Annotated in this window: 21 protein-coding genes and 1 pseudogene; 7 read left to right on the top strand and 15 right to left on the bottom strand. The window is 53.8% G+C overall.

Translation table 11 applies throughout. The annotated features are described in order from the left end of the window. Positions 1-159: 159 nt before the first annotated feature. The 3 genes from BTM36_RS19190 to BTM36_RS19180 form a co-directional block, all read right to left on the bottom strand. Entirely contained in the window at positions 160-1,239 is a 1,080-nt protein-coding gene (locus BTM36_RS19190) for an NAD(P)H-dependent oxidoreductase (protein WP_077237540.1), read from the bottom strand. A gap of 170 nt (positions 1,240-1,409) precedes the next feature. Continuing rightward, positions 1,410-2,156, bottom strand: coding sequence for an SDR family oxidoreductase (locus BTM36_RS19185; protein ID WP_077237539.1), 747 nt, complete (start codon positions 2,154-2,156; stop codon positions 1,410-1,412). A gap of 327 nt (positions 2,157-2,483) precedes the next feature. Beyond that, complete coding sequence (locus BTM36_RS19180) at positions 2,484-3,500, bottom strand: GlxA family transcriptional regulator (RefSeq protein WP_306460540.1); 1,017 nt, start codon at positions 3,498-3,500, stop codon at positions 2,484-2,486. A gap of 68 nt (positions 3,501-3,568) precedes the next feature. Here BTM36_RS19180 and BTM36_RS19175 point away from each other — a divergent pair, with 68 nt between their 5' ends. After that, complete coding sequence (locus tag BTM36_RS19175) at positions 3,569-4,300, top strand: DJ-1/PfpI family protein (protein WP_077237537.1); 732 nt, start codon at positions 3,569-3,571, stop codon at positions 4,298-4,300. Positions 4,301-4,934: 634 nt separating this feature from the next. Here BTM36_RS19175 and BTM36_RS19170 read toward each other — a convergent pair. After that, positions 4,935-7,091: a TonB-dependent siderophore receptor gene (locus BTM36_RS19170; RefSeq protein WP_077237536.1), complete on the bottom strand. Its 2,157-nt coding sequence runs from the start codon at positions 7,089-7,091 to the stop codon at positions 4,935-4,937. A 300-nt stretch (positions 7,092-7,391) separates the two neighbouring features. Further along, a complete protein-coding gene (locus BTM36_RS19165) occupies positions 7,392-7,499 on the bottom strand; it encodes a hypothetical protein (protein ID WP_254427046.1) in 108 nt (35 codons plus the stop codon). 481 nt (positions 7,500-7,980) lie between these two features. On the opposite strand from BTM36_RS19165, the gene BTM36_RS19160 reads away from it, so the two are divergent. The 5 genes from BTM36_RS19160 (at position 7,981) to BTM36_RS19145 (ending at position 11,608) form a co-directional block, all read left to right on the top strand. Then, positions 7,981-8,400, top strand: coding sequence for a RidA family protein (locus BTM36_RS19160; RefSeq protein ID WP_077237534.1), 420 nt, complete (start codon positions 7,981-7,983; stop codon positions 8,398-8,400). Between the two features lie 355 nt (positions 8,401-8,755). Continuing rightward, positions 8,756-9,787 carry a DUF6387 family protein gene (locus tag BTM36_RS19155; RefSeq protein WP_139347196.1) on the top strand — a complete coding sequence of 344 codons (1,032 nt, stop codon included), beginning with the start codon at positions 8,756-8,758 and terminating at the stop codon, positions 9,785-9,787. Between the two features lie 256 nt (positions 9,788-10,043). Continuing rightward, positions 10,044-10,346 carry a hypothetical protein gene (locus BTM36_RS27910; protein ID WP_139347195.1) on the top strand — a complete coding sequence of 101 codons (303 nt, stop codon included), beginning with the start codon at positions 10,044-10,046 and terminating at the stop codon, positions 10,344-10,346. Between the two features lie 199 nt (positions 10,347-10,545). Continuing rightward, a complete protein-coding gene (locus BTM36_RS19150; protein ID WP_077237532.1) occupies positions 10,546-11,151 on the top strand; it encodes an SCO family protein in 606 nt (201 codons plus the stop codon). Further along, positions 11,117-11,608: a copper chaperone PCu(A)C gene (locus tag BTM36_RS19145; protein ID WP_254427040.1), complete on the top strand. Its 492-nt coding sequence runs from the start codon at positions 11,117-11,119 to the stop codon at positions 11,606-11,608. Before BTM36_RS19150 ends, BTM36_RS19145 begins: the two co-directional genes overlap by 35 nt. 403 nt (positions 11,609-12,011) lie before the next feature. Here BTM36_RS19145 and BTM36_RS19140 read toward each other — a convergent pair whose 3' ends face one another. Beyond that, positions 12,012-13,199 carry a site-specific integrase gene (locus BTM36_RS19140; RefSeq protein WP_254427039.1) on the bottom strand — a complete coding sequence of 396 codons (1,188 nt, stop codon included), beginning with the start codon at positions 13,197-13,199 and terminating at the stop codon, positions 12,012-12,014. Between the two features lie 496 nt (positions 13,200-13,695). Then, positions 13,696-14,831, bottom strand: a protein-coding gene (locus BTM36_RS19135) for an IS3 family transposase (protein WP_139347193.1) whose coding sequence is annotated in 2 segments (ribosomal slippage) — positions 13,696-14,567 and positions 14,567-14,831 — 1,137 coding nt in all. Because the reading frame shifts where the segments join, the coding sequence is not laid out codon by codon here. A gap of 500 nt (positions 14,832-15,331) precedes the next feature. Here BTM36_RS19135 and BTM36_RS27905 point away from each other — a divergent pair. Further along, positions 15,332-19,378 carry a hypothetical protein gene (locus BTM36_RS27905; protein WP_139347192.1) on the top strand — a complete coding sequence of 1,349 codons (4,047 nt, stop codon included), beginning with the start codon at positions 15,332-15,334 and terminating at the stop codon, positions 19,376-19,378. Between the two features lie 26 nt (positions 19,379-19,404). Here the strand turns inward: BTM36_RS27905 and BTM36_RS29095 are convergent. The 8 genes and pseudogenes from BTM36_RS29095 to BTM36_RS19085 form a co-directional block, all read right to left on the bottom strand. Next, a pseudogene (locus BTM36_RS29095) lies at positions 19,405-19,799 on the bottom strand (transposase); the annotation flags it as partial. Positions 19,800-20,144: 345 nt separating this feature from the next. Then, positions 20,145-21,608 (bottom strand): ribonuclease G, encoded by a 1,464-nt coding sequence (gene rng, locus BTM36_RS19115; protein WP_077237526.1) that lies wholly within the window; start codon positions 21,606-21,608, stop codon positions 20,145-20,147. Next, a complete protein-coding gene (locus BTM36_RS19110; RefSeq protein ID WP_077237525.1) occupies positions 21,605-22,219 on the bottom strand; it encodes a nucleoside triphosphate pyrophosphatase in 615 nt (204 codons plus the stop codon). The genes rng and BTM36_RS19110 overlap by 4 nt, the downstream gene beginning before the upstream one ends. A gap of 56 nt (positions 22,220-22,275) precedes the next feature. Continuing rightward, the gene (gene rlmH / locus BTM36_RS19105) at positions 22,276-22,746 is read right to left on the bottom strand and encodes a 23S rRNA (pseudouridine(1915)-N(3))-methyltransferase RlmH (protein WP_006464668.1); all 471 of its coding nucleotides are present in this window, start codon (positions 22,744-22,746) and stop codon (positions 22,276-22,278) included. Next, positions 22,746-23,558: a ribosome silencing factor gene (rsfS, locus tag BTM36_RS19100; protein WP_006464669.1), complete on the bottom strand. Its 813-nt coding sequence runs from the start codon at positions 23,556-23,558 to the stop codon at positions 22,746-22,748. The genes rlmH and rsfS overlap by 1 nt, the downstream gene beginning before the upstream one ends. Continuing rightward, on the bottom strand, positions 23,528-24,226 hold the full coding sequence (locus tag BTM36_RS19095; protein ID WP_077237524.1) for a nicotinate-nucleotide adenylyltransferase: 699 nt from the start codon (positions 24,224-24,226) through the stop codon (positions 23,528-23,530). Before BTM36_RS19095 ends, rsfS begins: the two co-directional genes overlap by 31 nt. Beyond that, a complete protein-coding gene (hemF, locus tag BTM36_RS19090; protein WP_077237523.1) occupies positions 24,226-25,146 on the bottom strand; it encodes an oxygen-dependent coproporphyrinogen oxidase in 921 nt (306 codons plus the stop codon). The genes BTM36_RS19095 and hemF overlap by 1 nt, the downstream gene beginning before the upstream one ends. Positions 25,147-25,279: 133 nt before the next feature. Further along, the gene (locus tag BTM36_RS19085; RefSeq protein WP_077237522.1) at positions 25,280-26,110 is read right to left on the bottom strand and encodes a mechanosensitive ion channel family protein; all 831 of its coding nucleotides are present in this window, start codon (positions 26,108-26,110) and stop codon (positions 25,280-25,282) included. Positions 26,111-26,199 lie beyond the last annotated feature (89 nt).

Here is a 26,199-nt window from a genome sequence, read left to right as displayed (position 1 = left end):
CGGAAGGGGCGAGCCTAAATGGTGATATCGAAAATCTGTACGTGTTTGCAAGCTGGAACGAGATAAATCCCTCGTAAGTATCGAAAATGAATTTTCCTCGGAAGAGGCGAAGACGATTTTCTAATTGCCTCAGTCTGCCCTGAAGATTTACCTCTTCGCTTAAAGGCCCTTTGATACCAAAGGGTGCAGAGAGACAATATAGGGAGGGGCCGCTAGCAGGGGGGAAATTTCATCCAATATGGTTGAGAACGGTTCGGCATTTACGTGCTTATCGCGAGAAGCAATGTCGTCGAAAGTCTGGATCAACCATATTACGTTCGCATCGTCTACTGAGCGTAGCAGCGCGTAGATTCGCGTTCCACTGTCTAGGCTAGCAGCCTTGACCAGTGGTTCAAGCTTTTTGATAAGCGCTTCTGCTTGGCCAGGTTTTGCCTTTAATTGCTCTATCGCCGCGAAGCCTGCGATACCTCTATCACCACCATAGGACCAGACCTTTTCACCTGGCGTCCTCAGACGGCCCAAGAGTACAGCGGGTTGCGGGGTTGGACCGTCTGCAGCGTGTAGTTCTGGGACGTCAGAAAATAGCCCAAGCACTCGCCCTTCCCACAAATCGAGATATTCGGCACGACGTTCGGAACTCACGTGAGCGACCGACCAGGCGTAGAATGGAGGCATCACGTCGAAGCCGGCGTAAGCGAGGACGCCATTTTGAATCGACTCCAAGCGCTCGGAGTGTCGGCTCGGCACTGCGCCCTGAGCGGGCTCAGGGGCTCCAAGCGTGGTACCGATTAAAGCGCGCTTTCCCGAGAGGCCACCACGCCCGTAGGCACCGATATCCCGGTGGTCATTGCTATACACACGGTCGTAGGCGAACACCCGATCGAACCATCCTTTGAGAATTGCCGGAGCATTAAACCAGTAAAGCGGGAACAAGAATACGACAGCATCGGCCCAAGCCAGTTTGTCGAGTTCCTCTAGAATATCGGGGGCGTAGCTCCCATCAAGTGACGCGATTCGCTGCCGAGATTGGTAGTCTGTGCCTGAGCCAGGGCCTCCATTGGGTCGCGCAGAGAGAAAGTCAGCGTCATCGGCGATTGCTTTGAATTTCGCAGCGTGCAGGTCGGACACCTTGATGTTATATCCTTGCCGAGAGAGCGCTTTAAGAGAACGGTCCAGCATTGCCTTGGCAAAGGAGTTGGAGTCGTGATGTGCGTAGACGATAAGGATGTTCTTTGACATAAAACTAATATTGCTGTGATTAATGAAGGTGAGATCTTCCCAGCATGTGCTCTAGCACGAGCAGATGGGGACCTCAAACAAATTGGCCGCCTTGCTCGTCGAAAGGGTGGGCCTGTATCTGACGGGACGGAGACGTTGGTCGGTAAGTTCCGAATTCGAGATCTGAAGGCTTAGAGTTGCGAAGCCCCTCCGTCAACGACCAGTTCGGTTCCGACGACGTAAGATGATTCGTCACTTGCCAAGTAGAGCGCAGCGTAAGCGATATCTTTAGCCTTTCCCATATAGCCAACTGGGATGGTTTTTGAAAATTCACTTTTGAATTTTCGGATATCGGCATCCGACATCCCCCATTTGTCGAGGAGAGGTGTTTCTATGCCTCCAGGCGCAATCGCATTAAATCGAATTTTTCGGTCAAGGAATTCGTAGGACCAACTTCTGGCGAGTGATCGTACGGCAGCTTTTGCCGCTGCGGTTAGCGAAATGCCATGATTTCCGGTCTGGTCGACGAACGATGTATTGAGAATGAAGGAGGCCCCTTCTCGCAGGTCAGGTAGTACGGCCTTCAGCGTAAACACCAAGCCTTTGACGTTAACATCCATAATCTGGCCATAGAGTTCTTCATCGATGTCGTTGAGCGGGGATGGGAACGCCCATCCAGCGTTAGCAAAGACGACGTCCAGTCCGCCGAATTCTTCTCTAATTTTTGCGGCGATTATTCGCATGTCCTTGAGCGACCTCACGTCACCCTTCAGGACGAGTGCATTTTCCCCAAGCTCGGCTTGGACACTTTCAAATACGGTCTCGTTACGTCCCGTCACCGCGACTTTTGCTCCCTCTTCAATGAATAGCTTGGCAGTAGCAAGGCCGATGCCGCTGGTGCCGCCTGTGATCAGAGCCGATTTCTTTTGAAGCCGCATCTTCAATATCCTCTTTCAGCGTAGCTGTCAGTTAAACGAGAGATTTTGCGTGCAATCCCAGTTTCTCTAGCTACATTGTTAGGACATTATGTGCTCGGAGAGAACGGCGGGAAGGACATATAACCCTCAAAAAACGTCACGCACCATTCGGCTACGTGTAAGCGCTTTTTTATGTCTTAGATACGTGGGACTCCACATCTCTAGTCCGTATTCCAGCTGAAGTGGCTTGGAGCGAAAAATGGATGGCATTAAAACTATGTGTGAATAGCCAAAATGATCGAGTTAATTCACCGCGCTGATATGCCTTCCAAGAATTAGGATGGGTGCTCAAGGCGTATTTGGTGAGCGGAAGCGACGTCGGTATTCCGTCGGCGTGAGACCAACGACTTTTCTAAATCGGGATCGGAAAGTCACCGCGGAACCGAATCCGGACAGCAATGCTGTCTGATCAATTGATGTCTCACTCTCCTCGAGTATTTCACGAGCTCTATCAACCCTGGCATTGAGAAGCCATTGCAGTGGGGTAGTCCCGATCTGCTCTTGAAATCGCCTTGCGAACGTACGGGGACTCAGCTTCGCCTGTTCCGCAAGGCTATCGATGGTGTGCATTTCTCGCAAATTCTCTTTTATCCATTCCAGCAAGGGCAACAAGCTAGTTCGAGAACTGGGAAGTTCCTGACGGATGAATTGCGCTTGGCCCCCGTCTCGACACATTGGTGCAACAGTGAGGCGTGCGGTATTTGCCGCAACGGATTGTCCGAAGTCGCATCGGACAAGATGGAGGCACATATCGAGCCCTGCTGATGCTCCAGCGGAGGTCACAACGCTACCATCGTCGACGAAAAGAACATTTGGTTGAACGTCAATGGTGGGATAACACCTAGCCAATTCGCTTGCAAAGCGCCAATGGGTAGTGGCGCGCCGCCCATCCAGAAGTCCACTGGCTGCCAAGATGAATGCGCCGGTACAAATGGAGGCTATTCGTATTCCCCGACTATGTGCACGTCGGAGAGCGGAGCTCACCGCATCAGGGATCGCACGGAAGGGATCTTCACTTCCAGGGACGATGATGGTGTCTGCCTGTTGAAGGCGCTCAAGCCCATACCGTAACTGCATATCAAAGCCTGGAGAGCGGATTTTTCGCGTGGGTCCGCAGACCTTCACCTCATAGGCCCGGCTTCCGTCGCTTTGTTGGGTCATGACAAAAACTTGGTAAGCAATCCCGAGGTCCAAAGGCACCACGTCGTTCAAAGTCAATATTGCAATCTTTCGCATAGAAATGTGCTCCGTTGATGCAATGGAACCGATATCGGTTCGTGGCGGAATTGAATCGATATTTGTCATTACTGCCACTCACTTGCAATGTGATTGAGGGGCTATGCTTTCGTCAACTTCAACAAAAGGAGAAAGCAATGTCTGAGCATCTGGATAAAGGTAATGGAGATCGGAAGTTGGAAATTGGCATGGTTATCTTTCCAGGGTTCACTTTACAAGACCTTGCGGGTCCACAAACTGCTTTTGGTCTTCACGCGAATACGCACATCATCTGGAAGAACATGGATGCAGTCCCTACGGACATGGGGGTGACTATGAATCCGACAATTGCGATGAGGGACGTGCCTGAAAATCTCGATGTGTTGTTTATCGCAGGAGGAGGGGGAACGCCGGAGATTATGAAAGATCAGGAGTTTCTTGACTTCGTCGCTCATGCTGGCAAGACGGCCACCTACATTACGGCCGTATGCACGGGATCTGTGCTTCTCGCGATGGCTGGTCTTCTAGATGGTTACCGGGCAGCTACTTATTGGCCCTTTTACGAACCCCTTATTGCGCTAGGCGTGGAGCCAAGCTACGAGCGTGTATGCGTTGATAGAAATCGTATTACAGGCGGTGGGGTGACGGCAGGTATTGATTTTGCACTACAACTTATTGCCGAAATAAAGGGGAAGGAGGCGGCCGAGTTTACCCAGCTCGTGCTCGAATACGATCCACAGCCAACCCTGACTTCAGGTCACCCTCGTAGCGCTCGGCCGGAAATCGTCGCTCAAATCCAAGGTCTTTGGGGACGGACGGATGAGGCAGTTCGTGTTGCAAAAGCGCATATGGCGACCAGAGTGAATTCTTCGCGAGTGACTTCTGTCTAGGTCTCAAATAGTCGTCTTCCCGTTACTCACGGTCACGTTCCCTGGAATGCTGGCCAGCACGACGGGCTACCTGTCTCAGGGAGGTATGGGAGGACGCTTCGATCCAATGAACCTCGGCATGGCAGTTTGGAACGCGCAGGAGGACTGCGAATCACGCCCTTAATGAAGCGGCCACGCCCGCCGATCTCTGACTGGACTCTCGACGATCTCCGCCGAAAATCTCCGCCGCAGTCCTAGGACAGGTCGGCGATCGTCGCCCCGGTATGCCGACAAGCATGCTCACGATCACGATGTTTTGAAGCGGCTTTGGATGACCAGGCTGGAGGAAGCGTTGGCGCAACTTATGCAGGACAGAATTCTGACGCAGCGGGCTTCAGAAAAACTGGTCGCGTGAGGGGAGGTGGGCCTCTCCAAGATATTCCGGAAATGGCTCATTCAGACGACCGCGCAGCCTGGTATCAAGCATGGCGGCTAGTTAGGTTGGTCACAATATCGATATGCTCAATGATGGGAATTTTGCCGTCCTTGCTGGCCTGTTAGGCGGTGCCGTGGCATGATTCCGCGCCAGATCAGATTTGCTTTGAATTACGGCTGCGCAAGGCCCTGATGTCCGCGACGACACTGCCTGCCTTGCTCAGATATTGACTTTGAGTGTCAGGTAAAACGATCTCGGCTGTGTCGGAATGACGACCGGAAAGCCGAAATACTGATAGGACTCGTAGCTTCGCCGGCCCGTCAGGTTGTACCCGGAAAGCTGAAGAGTGTACTGACCAAAGTCATAGGCGGCCTGGGCATCCACTGTCGCCATGCCTGGCACGGAGACGGTATTGGGCAAGGTCAGCTGACGCCGACCGAGTGCCGTGATACCGGCTCCGAATGACAATCCCTCGGCGGCGCCATCCAGTACGCGATAGCGGAAGGCTAGGCGTCCGCTATGCCTTGGTACGCGGGCCAGTGTGTCCCCAACCGGGATCGTGTTGTCTTGCGTGACCACCGCTTGGGTATAGGCGTAGTTCGCCAGCAAGGACAACGCTCGCACCGGTTCCCAGGTCATGTCGGCCTCGAATCCGCGTGCGCGTTGCTGCCCCGTCTGAATCGACACGAGGGGATTTCCGGGATCGGCTGTAGCGACGTTGTCGCGCGTTTGTTCGAACACGGCCAGCGTACCCGACAGCTTGCGCGCTTTATCGTCAAGCTTGATACCAAGCTCGATGTTCCTGGATGTTTCGGGCTTGGGTATCGTTGAGCCAATGAAACCGAATGGTGCGCGGAAGGCAGTCGCATAACCCGCATACAGTGCCAGTCCTTGTAGCAGGTCGTAATTGACGCCTACCCGCGGCGAAACATGGTGGTAAGTTTTGTCGGTCCCCTGTTCTGCCTCCTGAAACTCAAGCTGGGTCAGCCGCAGTGCACCAGTGAAGTGCCAGCGACCATAGTGAGCCTGGTCCTGCACGTAAGTTGCGAGCGTGCGGTAGCGATCCGTCTGCGTCGAGTTGATGGGGGTCTTGTCGCCAAAGGCAAGGTTGTATTGAGGGTTGGAAAGATCAATCGAGCCGACGCTCGTCCCATCAAAGCCCATCCCCGAATAGAACTTCGTCAGGTCGTATGCAACCCCAGCGACCCATTCGTGACGGCCGCCCAGCATGTTCATTGGCGCGATCAAATGCGCGTCGAGAGCGGTTTCGCGCGTTCTGGTGCTCATGGTGAGCGGGAAGATCGGATAGGTGGTGGGCGTAGAAGCATCGGGCGCTGCCAGTGCCGGATAGACGAAGCTTCCGTATTCGCCAACGTTACTGGTGTAGAACTGTGCGGAGGCCTCCAGGCGAACACCGTCATCAAACTTGTGGCGCAACTCGATCTTTCCGAGACGATTGTTGATATCAGTCATGGGCTGGCCATTGGGCGCACCTGGAAAGGCATTGCGATAAAGCTGTCCCGCCAGCGCCTGTTGAGCCGGCAGGCCTGAGTACTCAAGCTGCTGGGTACGGTTGTACTGGCCAGAAAAAAGAATCTCGGTCTGCGCGTCGGGCTTGAACAGGATGCTGGGCTGGAAAAATACGCGTTTCCCGTGGACCTTGTCGATCCAGCTTGTATTGTCCTGGTATTCCCCTGCGAGACGTATTGCCAGCTTGTCGCTCAGTGTTACGTTGTAGTCACCATAGGGGTTGGTGGTTGAGTAGCTGCCCGCTCGAATACCAAGAAAGCCGCCATTTCTGCCAATCTCAGGACGCGTCGAATCTATGTTGATGAGTCCGCCCAGGGGAGAGCCCAGGCCACCGCCATACAGGGTCGAACTTGGTCCTTTCAACACCTCGATTCGTTCGACGCCGACCAGCCCTGCTGGATTGAATGCTTGTTGGTTTCCGCCGAAGATGGACAGACCATCCAGATAGGTCTCCGCAGGAAATCCTCGAATGATGGGAGCGATGAACAATACTTCCTCCGGCTTGGTCGGCACCACCCCGGAAACGTTGACGAGTGCATCAGAGAGGCTGTGGACGTCCTGGTCGTCAAGGAGGGATCGTTTCAATACGGAGACAGACTGCGGTGTCTGAAGCAATGGTGTATCCGTACGTGTCGCCGAGCTGGACCGTGAAGCAGCGTAGCCCGGACTCTCCTCTGTAACGACAACCTCAGGAAGCACCGAAGACACGGGCTGCTTGTCCGAAATGCTTTCGGAAGCGACCGCATTGGTGATGGGAGTCGAGGTGGCGTTGCTGGATTGCGCCATGACGACTGTTGCAAATGGATAGACCAATGCGATGGCGGCTGCGAGGGAAGTCTTTTTCATCGTTTAAAGTAGATTTCGGGCTATCGGACCAACTGATCTGCTATTTGTAGTGTCAGAGCCTGGGTGCTGGTTATCATGCAGATCGAATCGATAAACTTGGAATCACAATAAGGCAACCACCAGGACAAGTAAGAAGTCTTGTGCAGGCACAGCGCCGTAGCGGCGTTTTATTTTTTGACGGCGCAATATTCGGATATAGCATGGGGAGCTCTAATAGCGACTCAGTAACATCTCCGGCTAAGCCACATGCTGGGCTGGCGCATGCTATTCTGCGGCCAAGGCCGGACGGTCAAGTGCAGTTCATTGGTTTGGCACTCCACCGTCCGGGCGCCAGTTAGGAATAAGGCGTGCGAGCGCGTTACAACCAAAGGTGACGGGGATTGCCACCGCCAGTCCCGACGCGGTCATGATCAGAGCCTCCCCAACGGATATCTTCAGCAGAATCACATGCCGAAATGCAATGGACATACTCACCGGAAGGACGGCGAATTCGTGCGTGACAAAGTCACCCTAAGACCACAATCTAGGAAGGCCTAAAGGATCGATTTCTTCCATGAAGATTTAAGTCTTCATGCGGCGAGCTATGCGCACCAAGCTTAGAGGCGATAAGGCCCCAATTATGCGCGCGGGACTGCGCATAGTGCGTGCGACAAATTGTCACATTCTCTATACGTTTCATCTTGGGTTACTGATGCCACTTGTTAGAGCGTCATTTTTATCTGGAATGGCGAATATGGCGTAATTTGAGGGAAAAACGTCGTTTCCAATTTCGAAGACCCTACGTACTATCGGCGACGAAATGATTCAATGGTGGGCTTTGCGTCATCGGAAATAGAGTCAGATCCAAACTTTGCGCTGAGTATGCGAGAGTCTATTAAAGGAAGAGAAAATGTCTAAGAAAGTGCTTGAAATTTCGCCGGATCACCCGATGTTTGCTGCGCACCATGCTGGATACGAAAGCTACGGATACTCTCCTGCAGTTCGGGCAGGCAATTTTCTCTTTATTGCTGGTGAGGTCGGCTTTCGTCCCGATGGTTCCATTCCTGAGGATGTCGCCGAGCAAGCCGAAGTGGCGCTGCAGCGGACAAAGGAAATTTTGCGCTTAGAAGGATTGACGATGGCGGATCTTGTGGAAGTGGTTAGCTACCACGTCAATCTAAAAGACAATATTGATGCGTTTTTACCCGTCAAGGCCAAATACACCGATCGTCCTTACCCGGCATGGTCGATTATCGGCGTTGAGTCGTTGGCGCTTCCGGAACTCAAGATCGAAATTCGAAGTGTCGCCGTTTTTCCGGATGAGAAATAGCTACGTAGCGGATTCTTGGATCGCCTTGGCTGGACAGATCTGGATTGTCTGATCCGTTATGGTCGACGGGGCAGATAGGGCTTCGGCGTTTTTGGCAAATGACGGGGTGTGGTCAGTCGTCCGAATTTTTCGGAATAGTTGACTCGATTTCTTTGAATTGCCGATCAACAGGGTTGGCGCTTGAAAGTTCGATGATAGAAACCTAGAGCCTGCTCTGCACTATTAGCCGTTCAGCTCGTTTAACGTGCGATTATATTTAATCGACTTTAAAGAACGTGCATTCAGGATCTCACCTGAGCGTTAGAGCGGGTTCACGCCCGCTGGATTCACTAAGCCAAAAGGACGTCGTTTCCCAATGAATAAAAAAAGTAGAGCTAAAGCTGACGCCCAATTTAATGCAGAAATAAAGCGGATTTTAGAAAAATTAAAGAAACGCGGCCGTGCCAAAGAAGCTCGGTCTCCCAGTCTTCCGGAAAAATTTCATGTTTCCAACTACGAAGAAATAAAAAACTGGGATTTTCTAGATTGGTTTCATGCGCTTGCCTTCAGGCGTTCTCTATTGATGGAATGGAAGGAGCGATGTGAGAATCAGCGTGAGGAAGACGATATTGAATCGTTCAGATTCTTGCGCGAGCGGACGACACAGCTACTGGAAGATCCGTTGAAATTTTATCGGGAACCTTCCCCATTTATCGATAACGCAATGAGGGAGATTTCTCTTCTTGATCTTACTGATTTGATCAACCATAAGACTTCTATTTATGCGACCCCAGGTGTTGACTCCGCAGAAGACTATGTCAATGATCAGATCGAGAAGATGGAGGGGATCTATCACCTGCCAGATCTGAAGGATGATGATGTCAGAAAGGTATTCAAGGCAAAGCTAGTCCAGCGGGGAAATGGCTGTCTGGGCGATGAAATCTCCGATGTGCTTGCGAGTCTGCCTGCAAGTGATTTTGTTGATTCCTTTCACAGTTGGCCGAAGTACACGATCGCTATTAATTTGGAAGCCCCGGATTCGCTGATTCTAACTCAGGTTAAAGAATGGTTAAGGAAAACGCGCAACCGTACTGAAACACCATTTTTCGTCAATCCAATACAACGGAAAGAACTCGATAAGTGGGTTAAATACCTTGTTCTGCCCTATATCGACTTGCGTCTTTTTTCTTGGGCGCATGGATTTGAATTGAGCATGCCGGAGATGCACCGCTATTTGGTGGGGGCGTCGCACAAATGGCCAACCGAAGAGGCCCTTCGTAAGAATACCAAGATCACGATGGAAGAAATACTGGCCCCGCGGTATATCCGATCTCTGCTGTATTCAACTTCGCCCTCTTCTGTTGAAGACCAAGATGACAACGCGGCTGGTAAGAAATCGACGGATTAATTAGCGATTTATAACGAAATTTTAATATTCCGGGAAAAGGTTATTTGATAGTGAATGATTAAATATTTTAGTGCGAGTGACGATGTATTAAAAATGTAGGAATAAGGAAGTGAATTGTAAACTCACGTTGATTTTGCATTAGCTCCGAAAATCTCGGTCCCTCTCCTTTCGCCCTCATATTGATTTTAACTTTTAGTCATTGGTAAATTTTGCATGACTAACGTATGTAATTAGCTCGACTTATCGGTCTATTAAAATGTCTTCAACTTCTCCCATCGATGTGAAATTTGATCCGGAGGCTATGCGTCTCCTTATGGAAATTCCTCGCTCAATTGTTGAGGGGGCCGTGCCTTTGCCAGAAGTGCACGGTATCAATCATCTGATGCTAGTTAAACACGCAGATCATATTGCGAAGGCGCTCAAGGCGGTTCTTTTGGGTCTTACGCCTATTAATGATCCAGATGCACTCGATCAAATCCGTGACGAGGTGAACGATTTTGAGAAATGGGCAGAGTCAAAAATTGATTTGCTCGATGCAGAAAAAACTAATGGATGTTAATTTTGAACGAAGAGCAACGCCAATATTTTTCGGAATATTTATTTACGTTTAAGTCTCGTGCTGGTAGCGGACAACGACCGTCTTGATTTCGGATGCAGCAGGATAAAATGCCGTCGCTGCGACAATATGCCACATTTCTGCACGTGTTCTATCTTTCATAATTCTGATCTTCTTCAAGATGAAATTGTTCAGGGCGCAGATGACTCATATTGTCTTCAATAAACTTAGATTACTTCTTCCGCTCCTTGCGGCTTGCCTCTTCTTTGTGGCATGCAGCCCCAGAGGACAATTGAGCCCATCATCAATCGATTTGAAAGGTGAGAAGGTGGCTAATGACTTTCAGTTGCGTGATCCGGACGGGAAGACTCGTACCATGGCGGATTTCAGAGGTAAGGTTGTGATGCTCTTCTTTGGCTACACACAGTGCCCTGACGTATGTCCTACCGCTTTGGCCCGCGCTGTTGCTGTCAAGAACAAGCTGGCGGGTGATGCGACGGAATTGCAGGTGATTTTCGTCACCGTTGATCCTGAGCGAGATACGCCGGAGATAATGAAGAGCTACACGACGGCCTTTGATCCCAGTTTCATAGGTTTGTCTGGTGACATGGAGATGACGCGCAAGACTGCCGATGCCTTCCGCGTCTTTTATCAGAAAGTACCGACAAAGAGCAGTTACACGATGGATCATACGGCCGTCACCTACCTGCTGGATCCAAAGGGTGAAATGCGTGTGGCTATTAAGCCGGATGCGTCAGCGGACGAGATAGCGCATGACGTTCATTTCCTGCTTAATGACGCTACTTAAGGAAAAATTTATGAAAGACCTTTTCGTAATGTTTCTTCTCTTGATGGCTTCTGCGTCAGTCCGCGCGGAAGTCACCATTGATAATCCATGGGTACGTGCCACCGTCCCCCAGCAGAAATTTACGGGCGCCTTTATGCAAATCACCTCTTCCACACCGGCGCGTCTTGTGGCTGCTCAATCGCCAGTAGCCGAACATTTGGAAATCCATGAGATGAAAATGGAATCCGGCGTCATGAAAATGCGAGAGGTTCCCGGCCTGTCAATCCTTCCTGGGAAGGTGGTTCAGCTGAGTCCTGGTGGCTACCATGTGATGTTTATGGGGCTTAAACATCAGGTCAAGGATGGTGATATGGTTCCCATCAAGCTGATCTTCGAGCGACCAGACCGACAAAATGAGGTGGTAGAGATAAAGGCCATCGCTAGGCCGTTAAATGCTGGTTCCGAAAAGTCTGAATAGGCAGCGGAAAAATCGGCGCTATTTCGGAAGATGAAAGGCAACAAGATAGCTAATGAATGATGCTTTCTGAATTGGGTCTCTACGAGGTGATAGCTCTTCGCGAAGCCAATGTGAAACACATCCTCATGTTTAAAAGGCTCTTCGATCGAAGAGCCTTTTTCTGGGTCTGCACCGGCTAGCATTTTTAATGCAACCACATTTACCCCTGCGAGATCGCATTTCACTCGTGAAAATTGAGAACTCTCTGGTATTTTCTTTAACTTCGAGGCGAAATGGTATATACGAAGGTTGAATTTTAAAGATTAGGTAGATAAGAGCGATCGAGGACATTGATGGCCAGTTTCTCCGAGCTGAGAATGTCAACGTTGCCGAACTTGTTGACCAGCATGGCCGAAATACGCACTTAGGCGACTAACAGTTGGTTTTCTTCTTCCAAAAGTCCAGATAAAAATTCCGCCCATTTGGTCAATGCTGCCAGGCGTTCATCATAATAGGTGTATTGATCATAAATACCCTCGACCCCACTCAGTTTATGGTTTAGACACATCTCCGAGATATCACGAGGTACACCAAGCTTGCGCATGTGGCTCTTCATCGTGCTTCTGAGGTCGTGAGGAGTGAACCTCCGGATGGCCGGTTTGTGGGTTTCGATCCAAAAGTCAATTGCTTCTCGCAGCGCATCCTTGGACAAATGGGCATCGCCACCATGTTTTTTTATACGAGAATCCGAACGAGCGGGAAGCACGTAGCCGGAATTTCCCCCGAGTTCAAACATCGTCTTAAACCAATCTACTACGACATCGGCCAAAGGAATGTCCATTGCCGGCCCCGTCTTGCTCTCTGGAATGTGCCAGCGTTTTTCTTCCAAGTAGACATCCTCGCGCTTCGCCATAAATAATTCAGCAGACCGAACCCCAGTAGCTGCCAGAATCCGTATCGCCACGCGGTTGTCGGGTTTCATTTTGGCATTCAGCAATACTTTCAATTCGTCGTTGGTGAGCATCAAGCGCGCCTTTACCTTGGGCCGTTTCCCGATAATTGCTTCAAGCTGAATACCGTTGCATGGGCTGACGATGAGAATGCGCTTGCCTGCCGCATGTTTGAACAATGCGCGCAGCACACACCAAAGATTAAAGAGCTCAACCCAGCCAGTTTTTACGCGTTCGATTTGAGCCACGATGTCAGTAGGCTCGACGGTCGCGACCGACATGGCGCCCATGCCGTTTTCAACTCTTTTCAGATTTCGCTCGTAGCTTCGCTGAGTACTATCCGCGAGAGTTGGGATGACAAGGCGCCGATAATCGGCAATCAGCTCACGCATAGTCCAGTCTTTGACAACTCTGACCTTGCGCACTTCGTCTGCTGGATTGAGCCCTTCTATCAAAGATAGACGCTTTTTCGAGGCCAGTGAACGTGCCGCTGAGAGGGTTAGATCAGGATAACGGCCTAGCGTGACTTCTTGCCGGCGACCCCGATGCCGAAAGCGTAGTATCCAGCTGGCAATGCCGCTGCCAGATAAAGTGAATGTAAGCCCCTCCCCATCGGACTTTGCGACTGATTTTCCATCCCTTAACCACTTTCGCAACTGCAAGTCGCTAAGCCTATTTGTGGAGTCCGCGTTTGCCACTTTTCGCCTCACTAAGGTTAAGAATGGGTAGCTCAGTGGGTAGCCGCAAACTCGGCGAAATGCCAGAGCAGGGCTGTTCGTAGCACCCACCTAGCTACCCAAGTGGGGTATATTGGCATAAACGTAGATAAAGTGTCAAAAACGAAAACCCAGTATGGATAAGGTTTTGTAGCTGATTGTATATCCAAGAATAGCCTTGGATATACATACATCAGAATAATGGATCGATATCCGGAATGTGTTCACTCACACTGAATATTCGAAGTGGTCGAAAGGAATAAGGACGAAATGAGCTTGAGCACTCAGTCGGGAGGGCTTCCCGAAGTCGAAAGGGCGTGGATGGTAATCCAACAGCACTCCCATCTACGCTCTATTCGAAGTAACGCTGAAAGATTAGTAAAAAGCTGGCAAAAGCATTGAGTGACCGGCCTGAAACAACTGGTCCAGACTTAAAGTTAGTCTAAGCGGCAAGCCGCAGTGGTGCAGGGGTTGTTGCCGGCAGTGTAGCCTGCAGTGCCGGCGGCCGGTATTTCAGTGAGCTATGCGGCCGAACGGTATTGTACTGATGACGCCATCGCTCGATGATGACCTGAGCTTCTCGAAGGGTGTAAAAGATTTCTCCGTTGAGCAGTTCGTCGCGGAATTTGCCGTTGAAGGACTCGCAGTATCCATTCTCCCAAGGGCTTCCTGGCTCGATATACAGCGTCTTTGACCCGACCGATGCAAGCCAGCGCCGAAGGTTCTTGGCGACCATTTCCGGCCCATTGTCAGAGCGTAGATAGGCCGGCACACCGTAGGTCACCATGGCTTCAGCCAGGATATCGATGACGTCATTACTGCGAATTTGCCTGGCCACGTGCAGCGCGAGGCAGCGGCGGGTGAACTCATCGATGAGCACCAGGATTTTCAGAACACGTCCATCATGCGTTCTCTCCATGACGAAGTCCCAGCTCCAGACGTGATTGGCATATTCCGGCCGCATTCGGATGCAGCTACCGTCGGCCAGCCACAGCCTTCCTCTCTTTGGTTGTTTCACTGGCACCTTCAAGCCTTCTAGTTTCCAGATACGCTCCACCCGAGAGCGACTCAGCTCCCAGCCTTGAGCTTCTAACATGGCGTGGATGCGTCGATAGCCGTAACGCCCATACTGGCTAGCTAGTTCGATGATGGCCCCAGTCAGCGGCGCCTCATCGGCGCGGGGCTGGGCAGCATAGCGAACCGAGGAACGGGAGAGATGGAGCGCCCGGCAGATACGCCGTTCAGCGTGACCCAAGCTCATTCTGACATGGGCCACGGCCTGGCGGCGACGTGCCGGGCTCAGAAGTTTCCCCGGCTGACCTCGCGCAGTATCTGGTTATCGATGACAGCGTCCGAAAGCGCTCGGCGCAGCCGTGCATTCTCTTGCTCCAGTTCTTTCAATCGCTTGGCCTGGTCAATCTTCAGGCCACCATACTCCTTACGCCAACGGAAGTAGGTTTGCTCCGTTACGCCAAGTTGGCGGCTGATTTCAGCCACCGTTTTTCCTTGAGCAGACATGACTTCTGCCTCGCGCAACTTGTGAATGATGTCTTCGGATGTGAATCGCTTCTTGGGCATGGTCTGACTCTCCTTTTCAATAGCATATGAAATTTCAAGTCGGACCAGTTTTTTCAGGTCAGGTCACAGTTGCCAAACTATAATTAGGACTTTTAACACGTGGCGCCTAGTTTGCAGTAGCTTTGGAAGACGAGATAGAGCGTATTAGTCATGTAATAGAGATTCTTATTTTAAATAATTAAAGTGATGGCAATGATAGCCAGATGTTCTTAAATAAATCCCCGCTCTTCTTTTATGAAGATTGGGGATTTTTTAATGGTACTGGTGATTGAGGAGGGGGCCGTAGGAGGGTGCTCTATCGTAATATGAAGAAGTTTCTGATATTCGTCGGCCGAGTTTCCAATTTTCATCAAAATGAGGCCAACCCTTGAATTGGCCCACCGCTGCGAAAACCGTTTGGACGAATGGGTTTTAGATTATTAGGCTGGAGATGAGTTGAACTCGTTAAGATGAATAAGCATGAACGATGAATTTTGTGCCTTGATCTTGAGAGATTAGATATGACAGTTTTTTCTGCGGGTCCTGACTTGAGCTCTGCCCCAGAAGGGGATCCTCGGCGTCAGGCAATTGCCTCTCTAAGAGGTTACGCCTATCAGTTGCGAGTTAGTGCATTGGCTTGGATTGGCTTAAAAGCTGGAGAAGAGCTACATCTTGAAGTTGCTGAGGATTATGCGATTGCAACAGAAGACGCGCTAAAAGGTGTGCAGGTTAAAGATACGGCGAATTCTGGGACATTGACGATTAATAACTCTGATGTCACCGATGCGCTAGATGCGTATGTCGATTTGGTCGAGCGCAATACCAACCGCCGGGTGAGCTTCCATTTTCTAACGACCGCAAGTCTGGGGAAAGAGCGTGATCTCGCCGATCGGGTGAACGGACAAGGAGTGTTGGAATATTGGCGCCAGGCGGCTGCCGGAGCAGACGTCGCTCCACTCAGGAGGGCGCTATTGAGCGCATCGTCATCAGACAAGGTGCGTCAATTTATTCGAACTCGCACTGACGAACAGCTTAGAGGTGAGCTATTAAGGCAAATTCATTGGGATTGTCAGCAGGAGGACCTGGCAGGAATTACCGAACAGCTCGATGCCTCAATAATTGAATTTGCTTCAGAGCGATTTGGATTGTCGCCGACCGATTGTAAGGGCCTGACGGATAGGATGCTATGTGAAGTTCTGGATGCCATCGTTAAGCCACAGTCCAGGCGACGTTTACGCACTGCAGATCTGTTAAAGCTTTGTGAATCGCATACTCAGACTTCGGTGCCGAATGCGCTGTTAGTTCGTTTTCTGTCTGGGCAACTACCTGCGACGGCCAACAGTAATGTCTTGCAGCCAACATCTCTTCTCGAGCCTGTTGAAAATCTGCCATTCCCATCCCTCATCGTGCCGAGGCAGTCGCTCATCACATCTGCACTGGGCTTATTGCGCCAGCATCAATTTTTAGTCCTTGCAGGCGGGAGCGGCCTCGGTAAAACAATCGCTGCCCGCATGGTCGCCTCTCGATACGAAGGGCGTTGGCTTATTTTTGATCTGCGGGATATGCCTGCCGTCGAGATATGTCGGCGCATTGATACGGTGATAGGGCAGATTGTGTCTCGTGGCTTTGAAGGGATTATCGTTGATGATCTGAATGAGCTGGAGACACCTACTGTCACGCTGAAAATGGCTCGACTCCTGCTCGCTATCAAAAGGCAGGATGGTGCATGTATTGTTACATGCTATAGGCAGCCCTCTAAGGCAGTTGCAGATCGTCTTGGTATCGACGTTTTGCCATCGGTCCCAGTAGAAAATCTTAGTTTTGAAGAAGTAGCAGAATTAGTGCTTAAAGCAGGAGGCTCAGAGCGAGCTGCGTTTTTAGCGTATCTCTATGGTGGAAATGGGCATCCCCAACTGGTGCGCGCATTCATGGCCTATGCCAAGAGCATTGGATGGGCGGAGCTGGAGAGTAGCCAAGCCGTCACAAATATCGAAAACATCCAAGCGGATCTGAAATCTGATCAGCGTCAATTGCGCAGATCGCTGATTGATCGATTCGATGAGAATACTCGGACGCTCTTATATCGACTCAGCCTGCTGATCGGTCGATTTGATCGAGCATTGGCTCTGCAAATAGGTGGGATAGATCCAGCCATCCGCCTTGCTGGAGAAAGTTTGGATCAGCTCGTAGGACCATGGATTGACGACGTGGGAGCGGAGCGCCTGCGAATATCACCACTTGTGGAACGTGCGGGCGAAGAGGTATTGGATAGCCAGGAACAGCAAGCTATTCATTGCCGCGCTGCCGAGGTACTGGCCGGCAATGAAGCGATCCAAGCTGAGAAAGCAAATGCTATTTATTTACATGCAAAAAGAGGCCATGCAGACTGGGTGTTGTTAAAAATTGCCCTTGCAATCATAGCTGAAGGAATGAGGAAACCAAGTGCAATTGCTGATTGGATCCCCAGTCTTGTCGGCGAACCGACTGACGTTCTGATCTATCCACGTAATCCTCACACTTCACGTTATTTAAGATTTGCGCAACTTTTGCTGCTCGCTGAGCGTAAATCAGAAGAATTTCAGATATCTACATGGAGGGTGCTGTGCGAGGAAATTAAAAAAGCGCCAAACGATGATGAGCGAGCGGTGTTTGAGTATCTGGTTCTTAGTAAAGTACTCATTTCAAATAATCTTGCAAGTGTATTGCCCAATCCCATCGGACTCCTTGAGCGACACCACGAGCTGACAAGCTCTAATATCCAGTTCCAATCTGTCATGGCGGGTGCAGAGGAGCACCAGAGAGAGGAGAGTGGAGCACCTGTTAATGTATCCAGTCTCTTCTTTGTGACCCAAGCAATGGGCGTTCAAACGGTAGAAAAGCAGTACGCTCTATTCGTCGAACTTGGAAAGCTTAGTAAGGAAGCGCGCGAAAAATACTTTTTAGAGCCGAATGACACGCTTGACGCTTGCCATTCGATTGTCAACGCGGCTTGGCTTGCTGAGTTAAAGGCCGGCACGCTCGATTGGCAACGCGCTGCTGACACATTCCTTGGGCTCGCAACGCTTGTAGAGGAATGGGAGAAGAAAGAATTTGCTCTGTATTTCCACGTAGCGCGAAGTGTCATGCTTGATGAGTATGGAAATCAAACAAACCAAGCTTTAAAAGCGCTCGAGCTAGCTGACTCGGTATGCGGCGCCAACGCTATTACGACACGAGCGCGCGCAAGAATTTATTTTAGAGGTAAAAAATTTGCTGAATCTCTCTCCGCATTCGAACAGTTGTCATCAGACTTGTCGATGTATGGCCCTCTAGAACAGTTCTTTATTGGTAGAGAAACAGCGATCAGTGCATCGAAGATTGATGACTGGGCCAAATGCGGCGCGTGGTTTCAAATGGCGATCGACGCGTCGGAGAAGGTTGCCAGTGAAGATCTGGAACCGATGTTCTTGGGGGTAAGGGCAGACCATGCGCTTGCCATGTACAAGGCTGGAAATTTTGACGCAGCGATTGCGGAAATCGACAGTGTTTTATCTGATATGCCGCAGACGGAAGACGAATCGTCGCTGAGTGCCGTCTATTGTCGCCGAGTAATACCCCATGGGTTACTTTGGATGTATTCGCACGTAAAAAGCGGACATGCTGTGCTGGTCAATGATCAGCCGCCCGTTTTTGAGGCCGGGATGTGTAGTAATCCCGAGCCGCCTGCTGCAATACGGGAGCATCCTCGCCCAAGCAAAATCACTTCCTGGCATCTTTGGGCCGCGATCAAGTCTTACCACTCGAGCGCCATCGAAGCGCGGGCAGAATTGGACAAGCGAATTGGCGGACAGATTTATCCAAGTCTCGAGTTTGTAACCAGGCACCGTTTCTTGGAAGACACTATTCGTAAGGTGGATGCTGTTGAGTTTGCGCAGCTCATTAAATCCTGGTTGGATGTCAATGCACTGGTTCATGCCAACCAGGAGGAAATGAAAGCTGATTCTCCGATCTCTCCCAAGGAGGGAGAAATTCCTTCACTACAAGGCATTCAGTTGGAGGACGAATGGATTGAAGGTAATGCGATAGATGCTATCCAAGCCTTTGCAGTGAACGCAGCGATGAGCGGGCGCAGTGAAGCATTGAAGACATTACACGTTGCACTTGAAAATATTGTGCTGCCTAAAGGCGCGCGTAAAGTGCTTGAACTGATGATTTCGATTGATCCCGACGCGACCGGGGATACGTTGCAACGCTATGTTGCAGAGGAGATTCAGTCAGTACTTAGAGGTAAGGGTCAAACGCCAGAGCAGTTGTTTGCGTCGACATTACGATTTGTGCAGGTAGGAGCACGATCAAGCTTTAAGCCCGCAGTCGAAAGTCACTTAATTAGATGGGCAAAGCATCATTGGAGAGAAATGCTGCAGCGTCGGTTCGCTTTTAAAAATCCCGATGTCTACCTTCCGGCAATTGGTGCTACGCTGAGTTTACCCGGCCTGAATGGTATTGCTGCTATTCTTCTTGCCGCAGAACCAGCTTTAAAAGTCAATCTCTCTGAGAGCTTCAGGATTTGGTTAAAAAGCCTTCGTTAACGTAATAAGCACAGCGAATCAGGGAAGCGCCGATAGCCATATCGGCGTTTTATGACTGCCAGTTCGCAAAGACGCTGATTCAGCTCCTCGTCATCTGGACGACGAGATTCATAGTGGTACAAGGAGCGGGAAATTCCTATTAGCCCGCAGGCACGGGTTACGCCTAGACCGTGAACATGCATGATGTGCGTCACGGCGCTTCGCCTATCCTGCGGGCTTACCACTTTTGGCCGAGCACATCCTTCAGTGCAGCGTTGTCCAGCAGGCTTTCTGCCAGCAGTTTCTTGAGCTTGGCATTCTGGGCCTCCAGCGCCTTGAGCCGTTGGGCCTCGGATACCGTCATCCCGCCGAACTTGGATTTCCAGTTGTAGTACGTCGCGTCGCTGATGCCGTGCTTCCGGCATACCTCGGCCACTTTTGCGATCCCACTTGCAGATAACATGAACCTAGGTCCGTCTCTATCGGACTTTGCGAGTGCTTTCCCATCTCGCACCCAGTTCCGCAACTGAAGGCCACTAAGCTTGCTCGTGGAATCCGTTATCGACACTTTTTCCCTCCCCTCCGTTAGGAGTAGGTCGCCGGATGAGTTGCCAGGAAATTGACGCAATATCAGAGTAGTGTTCGTTCTAGCTACCCACCTAGCTACCCAAATGGGTAGCTAGGGCGATATATTGGTATAAACAAGGATAAAGTATCAAAAATGAAAAACCCGCTACAGTAGCGGGTTTTTGGGGGATTTTATGTTCGAGGATAGCCTTGGATATACTCACATCAGAATAATGTCGTACTGTTCCTGCTGATAATCGCTCTGGACCTGCAGTGACACCGGCTTGCCGATGAAGTCCCCCAGCATGGCCAGGTGCTGCGACTCTTCTTCCAGGAACATGTCCACCACCACCTGCGAGGCCAGGATGCGGAATTCACGGGGGTTGAACTGCTTGGCTTCGCGCATGACCTCGCGCAGGATCTCGTAGCACACCGTACGCGGCGTCTTGACCTGGCCCCGTCCCTTGCAGGCCGGGCAGGTCTCGCACAGGATGTGGGCCAGCGATTCGCGGGTGCGCTTGCGCGTCATCTCTACCAGGCCCAGCGTGGAGAAGCCCGACACCGAGATCTTGGTGCGGTCGCGTTGCAGCGCCTTGCCCAGTTCGGCCAGCACCGCCTGGCGGTGCTCCGTGCTCTCCATGTCGATGAAGTCCAGGATGATGATGCCGCCCAGGTTGCGCAGCCGCAGCTGGCGGGCAATGGCATGTGCCGCTTCCAGGTTGGTCTTGAAGATGGTGTCGTCGAAGTTGCGACCATTGACGAAGCTGCCGGTGTTGACGTCGATGGTGGTCATCGCCTCGGTCTGGTCGACGATCAGGTAACCGCCCGACTTCAGGTCCACCCGACGTCCCAGGGCGCGTTCGATTTCCTCTTCCACGCCATACAGGTCGAACAAAGGGCGCTCGCCGCGATAGTGCATCAGCTTGGGCAGCACCGAGGGGGTATAGATGGCGCCGAACTCCTGCAGCATGTGGAAGTTCTCGCGTGAATCGACCTGGATGGTGGCGGTCTGGTCGGACACGAAGTCACGCAGCACGCGCTGGGCCAGCGACAGGTCCTGATGCAGCAGCGTGGGCGCCGGTTTGGTCTTGGCCTGCTTGATGATGGTGGCCCAGGTGGTGCGCAGGTATTCGACGTCCATCTGCAGGTCGGCGTCGGAGGCATCCTCGGCCATGGTGCGGATGATGAAGCCGCCTTTTTCCTCGGCCGGCAGCAGGGCTTGCACCTTGCTGCGCAAGAGCTCGCGCTCGGCTTCGTTCTCGATGCGCTGGGAAATGCCGATGTGCTTGTCCTGCGGCAGGTAGACCAGCATGCGCCCGGCAATGGAGATCTGCGTGGACAGGCGCGCACCCTTGGTGCCGATCGGGTCCTTGATCACCTGTACCGTGATGGTCTGGCCATCGTGCAGCAGTTTCTCGATGGGAATGGCAGGCGCGTTCTGGCCGTCGTGCGGACGGGCTTCCCAGATGTCGGCCACGTGCAGGAAGGCGGCGCGCTCCAGGCCGATGTCGATGAAGGCTGACTGCATGCCCGGCAGCACCCGGACCACCTTGCCCAGGTAGATGTTGCCGGCCAGGCCGCGCGAGAGGGTGCGCTCGATGTGCAACTCCTGCACGGCCCCTTGCAGGATCAGCGCAACCCGCGTCTCCTGCGGCGTGATGTTGATGAGGATGTCTTCGCTCATAGGATTCGAACGCCCGCTTGTTGTAGTAGTTGAGCCGTCTCGAATAGCGGCAGTCCCATGATACCGGAATGACTGCCCACGATATTGCTGATGAACACCGATGCCAGGCCCTGGATGCCATAAGCGCCGGCCTTGTCGTAGGGTTCGACGGTATTGCAGTAGGCGGCGATGGCCTCGGCGGTGAGCGGCGCGAAACTGACATCGGACTGCTGCACGATCTGCCAGACCTCGGTTTCCACGCCCAGCGTCACGCCCACGGCCACACTGGTCAGGACCTGGTGCGTACGGCCGGAGAGCAGGGTGATCATGCGCACCGCCTCGTCATGGTCGGCCGGCTTGCCCAGGATCAGGTCGTCCACCACCACGGTGGTATCGGCCGACAGCAGCGGCCGGTGCGGCAACTGGCGCAGGATCATGGTCTGCTGGGCGCTGTCGAGCTTGGCGCGGGTGACGCGGGCGACGTAGTCCAGCGGGGCTTCCCCGGGCAATACGCTTTCGTCGACTTCCTTGTCCGAGAGCATCAGTTCGAAATCGATGCCGATCTGGCGCAGCAGTTCGCGGCGGCGCGGGCTTTTCGAGGCGAGGTAGATTTTGTGGTCCGCTTGTTTCATTGAGCCATGCATGTCAAGGGCCGCTGCCCGGGAGGCGAGGCCGGCGGTGGACGGGTTCAGGCGCGGTGATACGGGTGGTTCTGCGTAATCGACCACGCGCGGTACAGTTGCTCGGCCAGCATCACGCGCACCATGCCATGCGGCAAGGTCATGCTGGAGATGCGGATGAGCGTGTCGGCGCCGGCCTTGAAGCCGGGATCGAGTCCATCGGCACCGCCGATGACGAAGGCCACGTCGCGGCCATCCTGCTGCCACTGGACCAGTTGCTGCGACAACTGTACCGAGGTCCAGTCGCGTCCGCGCTCGTCCAGCGCAATCACGCGCGCGCCCTTGGGCAGCGCGGCTTCGATCTTTTCGCGTTCCTGTGCCATCACGGTCTCGGCCGTGCGGCTGCCGGAGCGTTCGACGGGTTTGATTTCCTTCAGGATGATCCGGCATTCCGGTGGCATGCGCTTGGCATACTCCTGGAAGCCGGTCTCGATCCACGCCGGCATCTTGTGGCCGACGGCAGCAATCACCAGTTGCATCAAGCCTTGCTGGTGCGCTTGGCGGCCGGCTTCTTGGCGGTCTCGCTCTTGGCGGGCGCCACGCGCACGGTCTTGCCGGTCGGGGTCTTGGGGGCAGCGGTTCTGCTGCGGGTGGTCGCAGCCTTGGGCGCGGCGGTCTTGCTGCCGGCAGCGGTGCGGGTGGTGGTGGTCTTGGCGGCGGTGGTCTTGGTGCCGGTAGTGCGCGTGGTCCTGGTGGCAGCAGTCTTGGCACCGGTAGCGCCCGTGGTACGGGTGGTACGGGTCGTGCCGGCTGCAGCGCGGGTGCCGGTGGTGGTGCTGGTCGAGGTGGCGCGCGGCTTGCGGGCCGGCTTCTTCGGTGCATCCTCGTCGTCGTCCAGGGCCTGGCTGGCTTCGACCGCTTCGGCCTGGGCACGCGTACGGCGGATCTTGGGGGCCGGCTCCTCGTCGGCGGCAGCGCGCTTGGCGGAGGCCGAGGTACCGGTGCGCTTGGCCGCGCCCAGCTTCACTTCCTTGTCGCCCCAGATTTCTTCCAGGCGGTAGTAGGTGCGGATGGCCGGCTGCATGATGTGCACGATCATGTCACCCAGGTCGACCAGCACCCATTCGCCGGTGTCTTCGCCTTCGATGCTCACGACGTTGCCGCCCTTGGCCTTGACCTTGTCGCGCACCGAGGCGGCCAGCGCCTTGGTCTGGCGGTTCGAGGTACCGGAGGCGATCGCCACGCGGTCGAACAGGCTGGTCAGGTGGGTGGTGTCATAGATGCGGATTTCTTGCGCCTTGACGTCTTCCAGAGCGTCCACTACCAGGGTTTGCAGTTTTTTGATATCCATTGTTGAGTTCGGTACAGATGTTGTTGTTCGATATAGTCTAGCACCCTGCCCGGGATCAGCGAATCGGGTCGGATGCCGCGTTGCAGCTGGGCACGGATTTCAGTCGACGAGATATCGACCGCCAGCCCGAGGGCCAGGTAGCCGTATCCGTGCGTGGTGCTGCGGATCTCTTGCGGCGCAGCGTTGCGCCGCTTGAATTCTTCCCTCACGGCCGGCGGCACGTGGGCGTCGGCCAGCTCGAAGCCGGGCCGGGAGGCGGCACACAGGTGCGCCAGTTCAAACAGTTCCTGCCAGTGCTGCCAGGTATCCAGGTGCTGCAGCTGGTCGGCGCCCATCAGGAACACGATGGACACCTCCGGCCCCAGTTCGGCACGCAGGGCGCGCAGGGTATCGATGGTATAGGTCGCGCTGGCGCGGCGGATTTCCTGCTCATCGATGACCACCGGCACCCGCTGGCGGTCGAAAGCCAGGCGCACCATCTCCACCCGGTCGGCCGGCGCGGCTTGCAGACCGTGCTTTTGCCAGGGGTTGCCGGTGGGAATGACGCGCAATTCGTCCGGATGCAGCAGATCCACGAAGTGCTCGGCCAGCTTGACATGCCCATTGTGGACAGGATCGAAGCTGCCGCCAAGCACGGCAATGCAGCGCTGCGCCGCGGGCGGCGCCATTACAGCCATTCCTTGTGAACCAGGAAGTCCGAATACAGTGCGGCCTCAGGGCTGCCGGCTTCCGGGTGCCAGTCATAGCGCCATTTCACCAGCGGTGGCATGGACATCAGGATGGATTCGGTGCGGCCTCCCGACTGCAGCCCGAACAGGGTGCCACGGTCGAAGACCAGGTTGAATTCCACGTAGCGTCCGCGACGATAGGCCTGGAAGTCACGCTCGCGTTCGCCATAGGGCGTCTCGCGGCGGGCCGCCACGATGGGCAGGTAGGCCTCCAGGAAGGCGTCCCCCACGCTGCGCTGCATGGCAAAGGCCTGCTCGAAGGGCAGGGCGTTGAAATCGTCGAAGAAGATGCCGCCCACGCCGCGCGGCTCCTTGCGGTGCTTCAGGTAGAAATACTCATCGCACCAGGTCTTGAAGCGCGGGTACAGATCATCGCCGTATGGCTGCAGCGCATCGCGACAGGTGCGGTGGAAATGGCGGGCGTCTTCCTCGACCCCGTAGTAGGGCGTCAGGTCCATGCCGCCACCGAACCACCAGACCGCTTCTTCTCCCTCCGCATGGGTGGTGAAGAAGCGCACGTTCATGTGCACCGTCGGGATATAGGGATTGCGCGGATGCAGCACCAGCGACACCCCCATGGCTTCCCAGGCACGGCCGGCCAGCTGCGGGCGGTTGGCGGCTGCCGATGGCGGCAGGTTCTTGCCCATCACGTGCGAAAAGCCCACGCCGCCGCGCTCCAGCAGGTTTCCTTCTTCCAGCAGGCGCGAAGTGCCGCCGCCGCCTTCCGGACGTTCCCACGAATCCGACAGGAAGGCCTTACCATCGGCGGCTTCCAGGGCCGCGACGATGCGCTGTTGCAGGTCTTGCAGGTAGGCCTTGACGGCGGCGGTGTGGGTGGAGGCGTTGGAATGGGTGGTCACGGCGGGTCGCTCTGGTGCACGGTTACTGGGCGGAAATGCGTTCCACCCCGCGATTGTCCCTTGCCCGCCCCTCCGTGGGGCGGCAAAAGCCGGTCCGGCGGGCGCCACGGACCGGCGGTGTGGGGCGTTAGCCTCAGGTTTGCGGTGGTTGCGCCAGCGGCACGGCCACCTGGTAGGTAGCCGGTGCCGGCCAGCCTTCCTTCAGGCAGACCTCGGCGATGGCATTCTGCACATCGGTATAGACCTGGCCGAAATTGGGTGTCGGGGCATGTACGCGCAGGGCGATCAGGGTGCCGGTGGCGTTGAATTCCTGGATCACGATGCCCGGTGCCGGCGTCTGCAGCACATTGGGAATGGCCTTGATGCGCTCGGTCAGTTTGGCGATGGCCACCTGGGGATCGACGCTGTAGGCAATCTGGCAACGCAGGTCGGTGCGGCGCGTGGCATTGACGTTGTAGTTGATGATGTTTTCCGAGAACAGCTTGTTGTTGCCGATGATCACGCGCAGGTTGTTGTCGGTGGTGATGATGGTGGTCACCAGGCCGATGTCGGAAACCGTTCCGGTCTGCCCGGCGGCGGTGATGTAGTCGCCCACCTTGAAGGGACGCAGCACCACCAGGAAGATGCCGGCCGCGAAGTTCGACAGCAGGCCCGACCAGGCCACGCCCAGCGCCACGCCGACCGCGCCGATCATGGCGGCAAAGGAGGTGGTGGGAATGCCGCAGACTTCCAGGATGCCCATCACCAGCAGGATGCGCAGGATCACGTGCATGGCCGAGCTGGCGTAGTTGATCAGGGTGGTCTCGAACTGGCGCGCGGTCAGCACCCGGCGCACCACCTTGGACAGGGTGTTGATGAACATGCCGCCGATGATCCAGATGGCGATGGCGGCGATTACCTTCAGGCCGAATGGTACCAGGTAGAGGTTGATGAGGGTGTCGAAGTTGAGCAGGTGTTCAGGCATCGGGGCTTCCTTTTCTTCGGTGGTGGCGTGTCGTGCTTAGTCTGCCGGCATGGGCTTTTGTTGCAGTCGGCGGGTGGCGTGCATGAAGC

The organism is Herbaspirillum sp. VT-16-41 (genome assembly GCF_001994935.1).
GTDB lineage: Bacteria > Pseudomonadota > Gammaproteobacteria > Burkholderiales > Burkholderiaceae_D > Herbaspirillum > Herbaspirillum frisingense.
This window is presented reverse-complemented; position numbering and strand designations above follow the sequence as displayed.

What these genes read in the sequence shown, in the direction of transcription:
- BTM36_RS19145 (WP_254427040.1), top strand. Translation starts at nt 11,117, where the DNA reads ATGACGTTCATTTCCTGCTTAATGACGCTACTTAAGGAAAAATTTATG.
- rsfS (WP_006464669.1), bottom strand. Translation starts at nt 23,558, where the DNA reads ATGGATATCAAAAAACTGCAAACCCTGGTAGTGGACGCTCTGGAAGAC.
- BTM36_RS19155 (WP_139347196.1), top strand. Translation starts at nt 8,756, where the DNA reads ATGAATAAAAAAAGTAGAGCTAAAGCTGACGCCCAATTTAATGCAGAA.
- BTM36_RS19180 (WP_306460540.1), bottom strand. Translation starts at nt 3,500, where the DNA reads ATGACAAATATCGATTCAATTCCGCCACGAACCGATATCGGTTCCATT.
- BTM36_RS19170 (WP_077237536.1), bottom strand. Translation starts at nt 7,091, where the DNA reads ATGAAAAAGACTTCCCTCGCAGCCGCCATCGCATTGGTCTATCCATTT.
- rng (WP_077237526.1), bottom strand. Translation starts at nt 21,608, where the DNA reads ATGAGCGAAGACATCCTCATCAACATCACGCCGCAGGAGACGCGGGTT.
- rlmH (WP_006464668.1), bottom strand. Translation starts at nt 22,746, where the DNA reads ATGCAACTGGTGATTGCTGCCGTCGGCCACAAGATGCCGGCGTGGATC.
- BTM36_RS19095 (WP_077237524.1), bottom strand. Translation starts at nt 24,226, where the DNA reads ATGGCGCCGCCCGCGGCGCAGCGCTGCATTGCCGTGCTTGGCGGCAGC.
- BTM36_RS19160 (WP_077237534.1), top strand. Translation starts at nt 7,981, where the DNA reads ATGTCTAAGAAAGTGCTTGAAATTTCGCCGGATCACCCGATGTTTGCT.
- BTM36_RS19190 (WP_077237540.1), bottom strand. Translation starts at nt 1,239, where the DNA reads ATGTCAAAGAACATCCTTATCGTCTACGCACATCACGACTCCAACTCC.
- BTM36_RS19165 (WP_254427046.1), bottom strand. Translation starts at nt 7,499, where the DNA reads ATGACCGCGTCGGGACTGGCGGTGGCAATCCCCGTCACCTTTGGTTGT.
- BTM36_RS19085 (WP_077237522.1), bottom strand. Translation starts at nt 26,110, where the DNA reads ATGCCTGAACACCTGCTCAACTTCGACACCCTCATCAACCTCTACCTG.
- BTM36_RS27905 (WP_139347192.1), top strand. Translation starts at nt 15,332, where the DNA reads ATGACAGTTTTTTCTGCGGGTCCTGACTTGAGCTCTGCCCCAGAAGGG.
- BTM36_RS19110 (WP_077237525.1), bottom strand. Translation starts at nt 22,219, where the DNA reads ATGAAACAAGCGGACCACAAAATCTACCTCGCCTCGAAAAGCCCGCGC.
- BTM36_RS27910 (WP_139347195.1), top strand. Translation starts at nt 10,044, where the DNA reads ATGTCTTCAACTTCTCCCATCGATGTGAAATTTGATCCGGAGGCTATG.
- BTM36_RS19185 (WP_077237539.1), bottom strand. Translation starts at nt 2,156, where the DNA reads ATGCGGCTTCAAAAGAAATCGGCTCTGATCACAGGCGGCACCAGCGGC.
- BTM36_RS19175 (WP_077237537.1), top strand. Translation starts at nt 3,569, where the DNA reads ATGTCTGAGCATCTGGATAAAGGTAATGGAGATCGGAAGTTGGAAATT.
- BTM36_RS19150 (WP_077237532.1), top strand. Translation starts at nt 10,546, where the DNA reads ATGACTCATATTGTCTTCAATAAACTTAGATTACTTCTTCCGCTCCTT.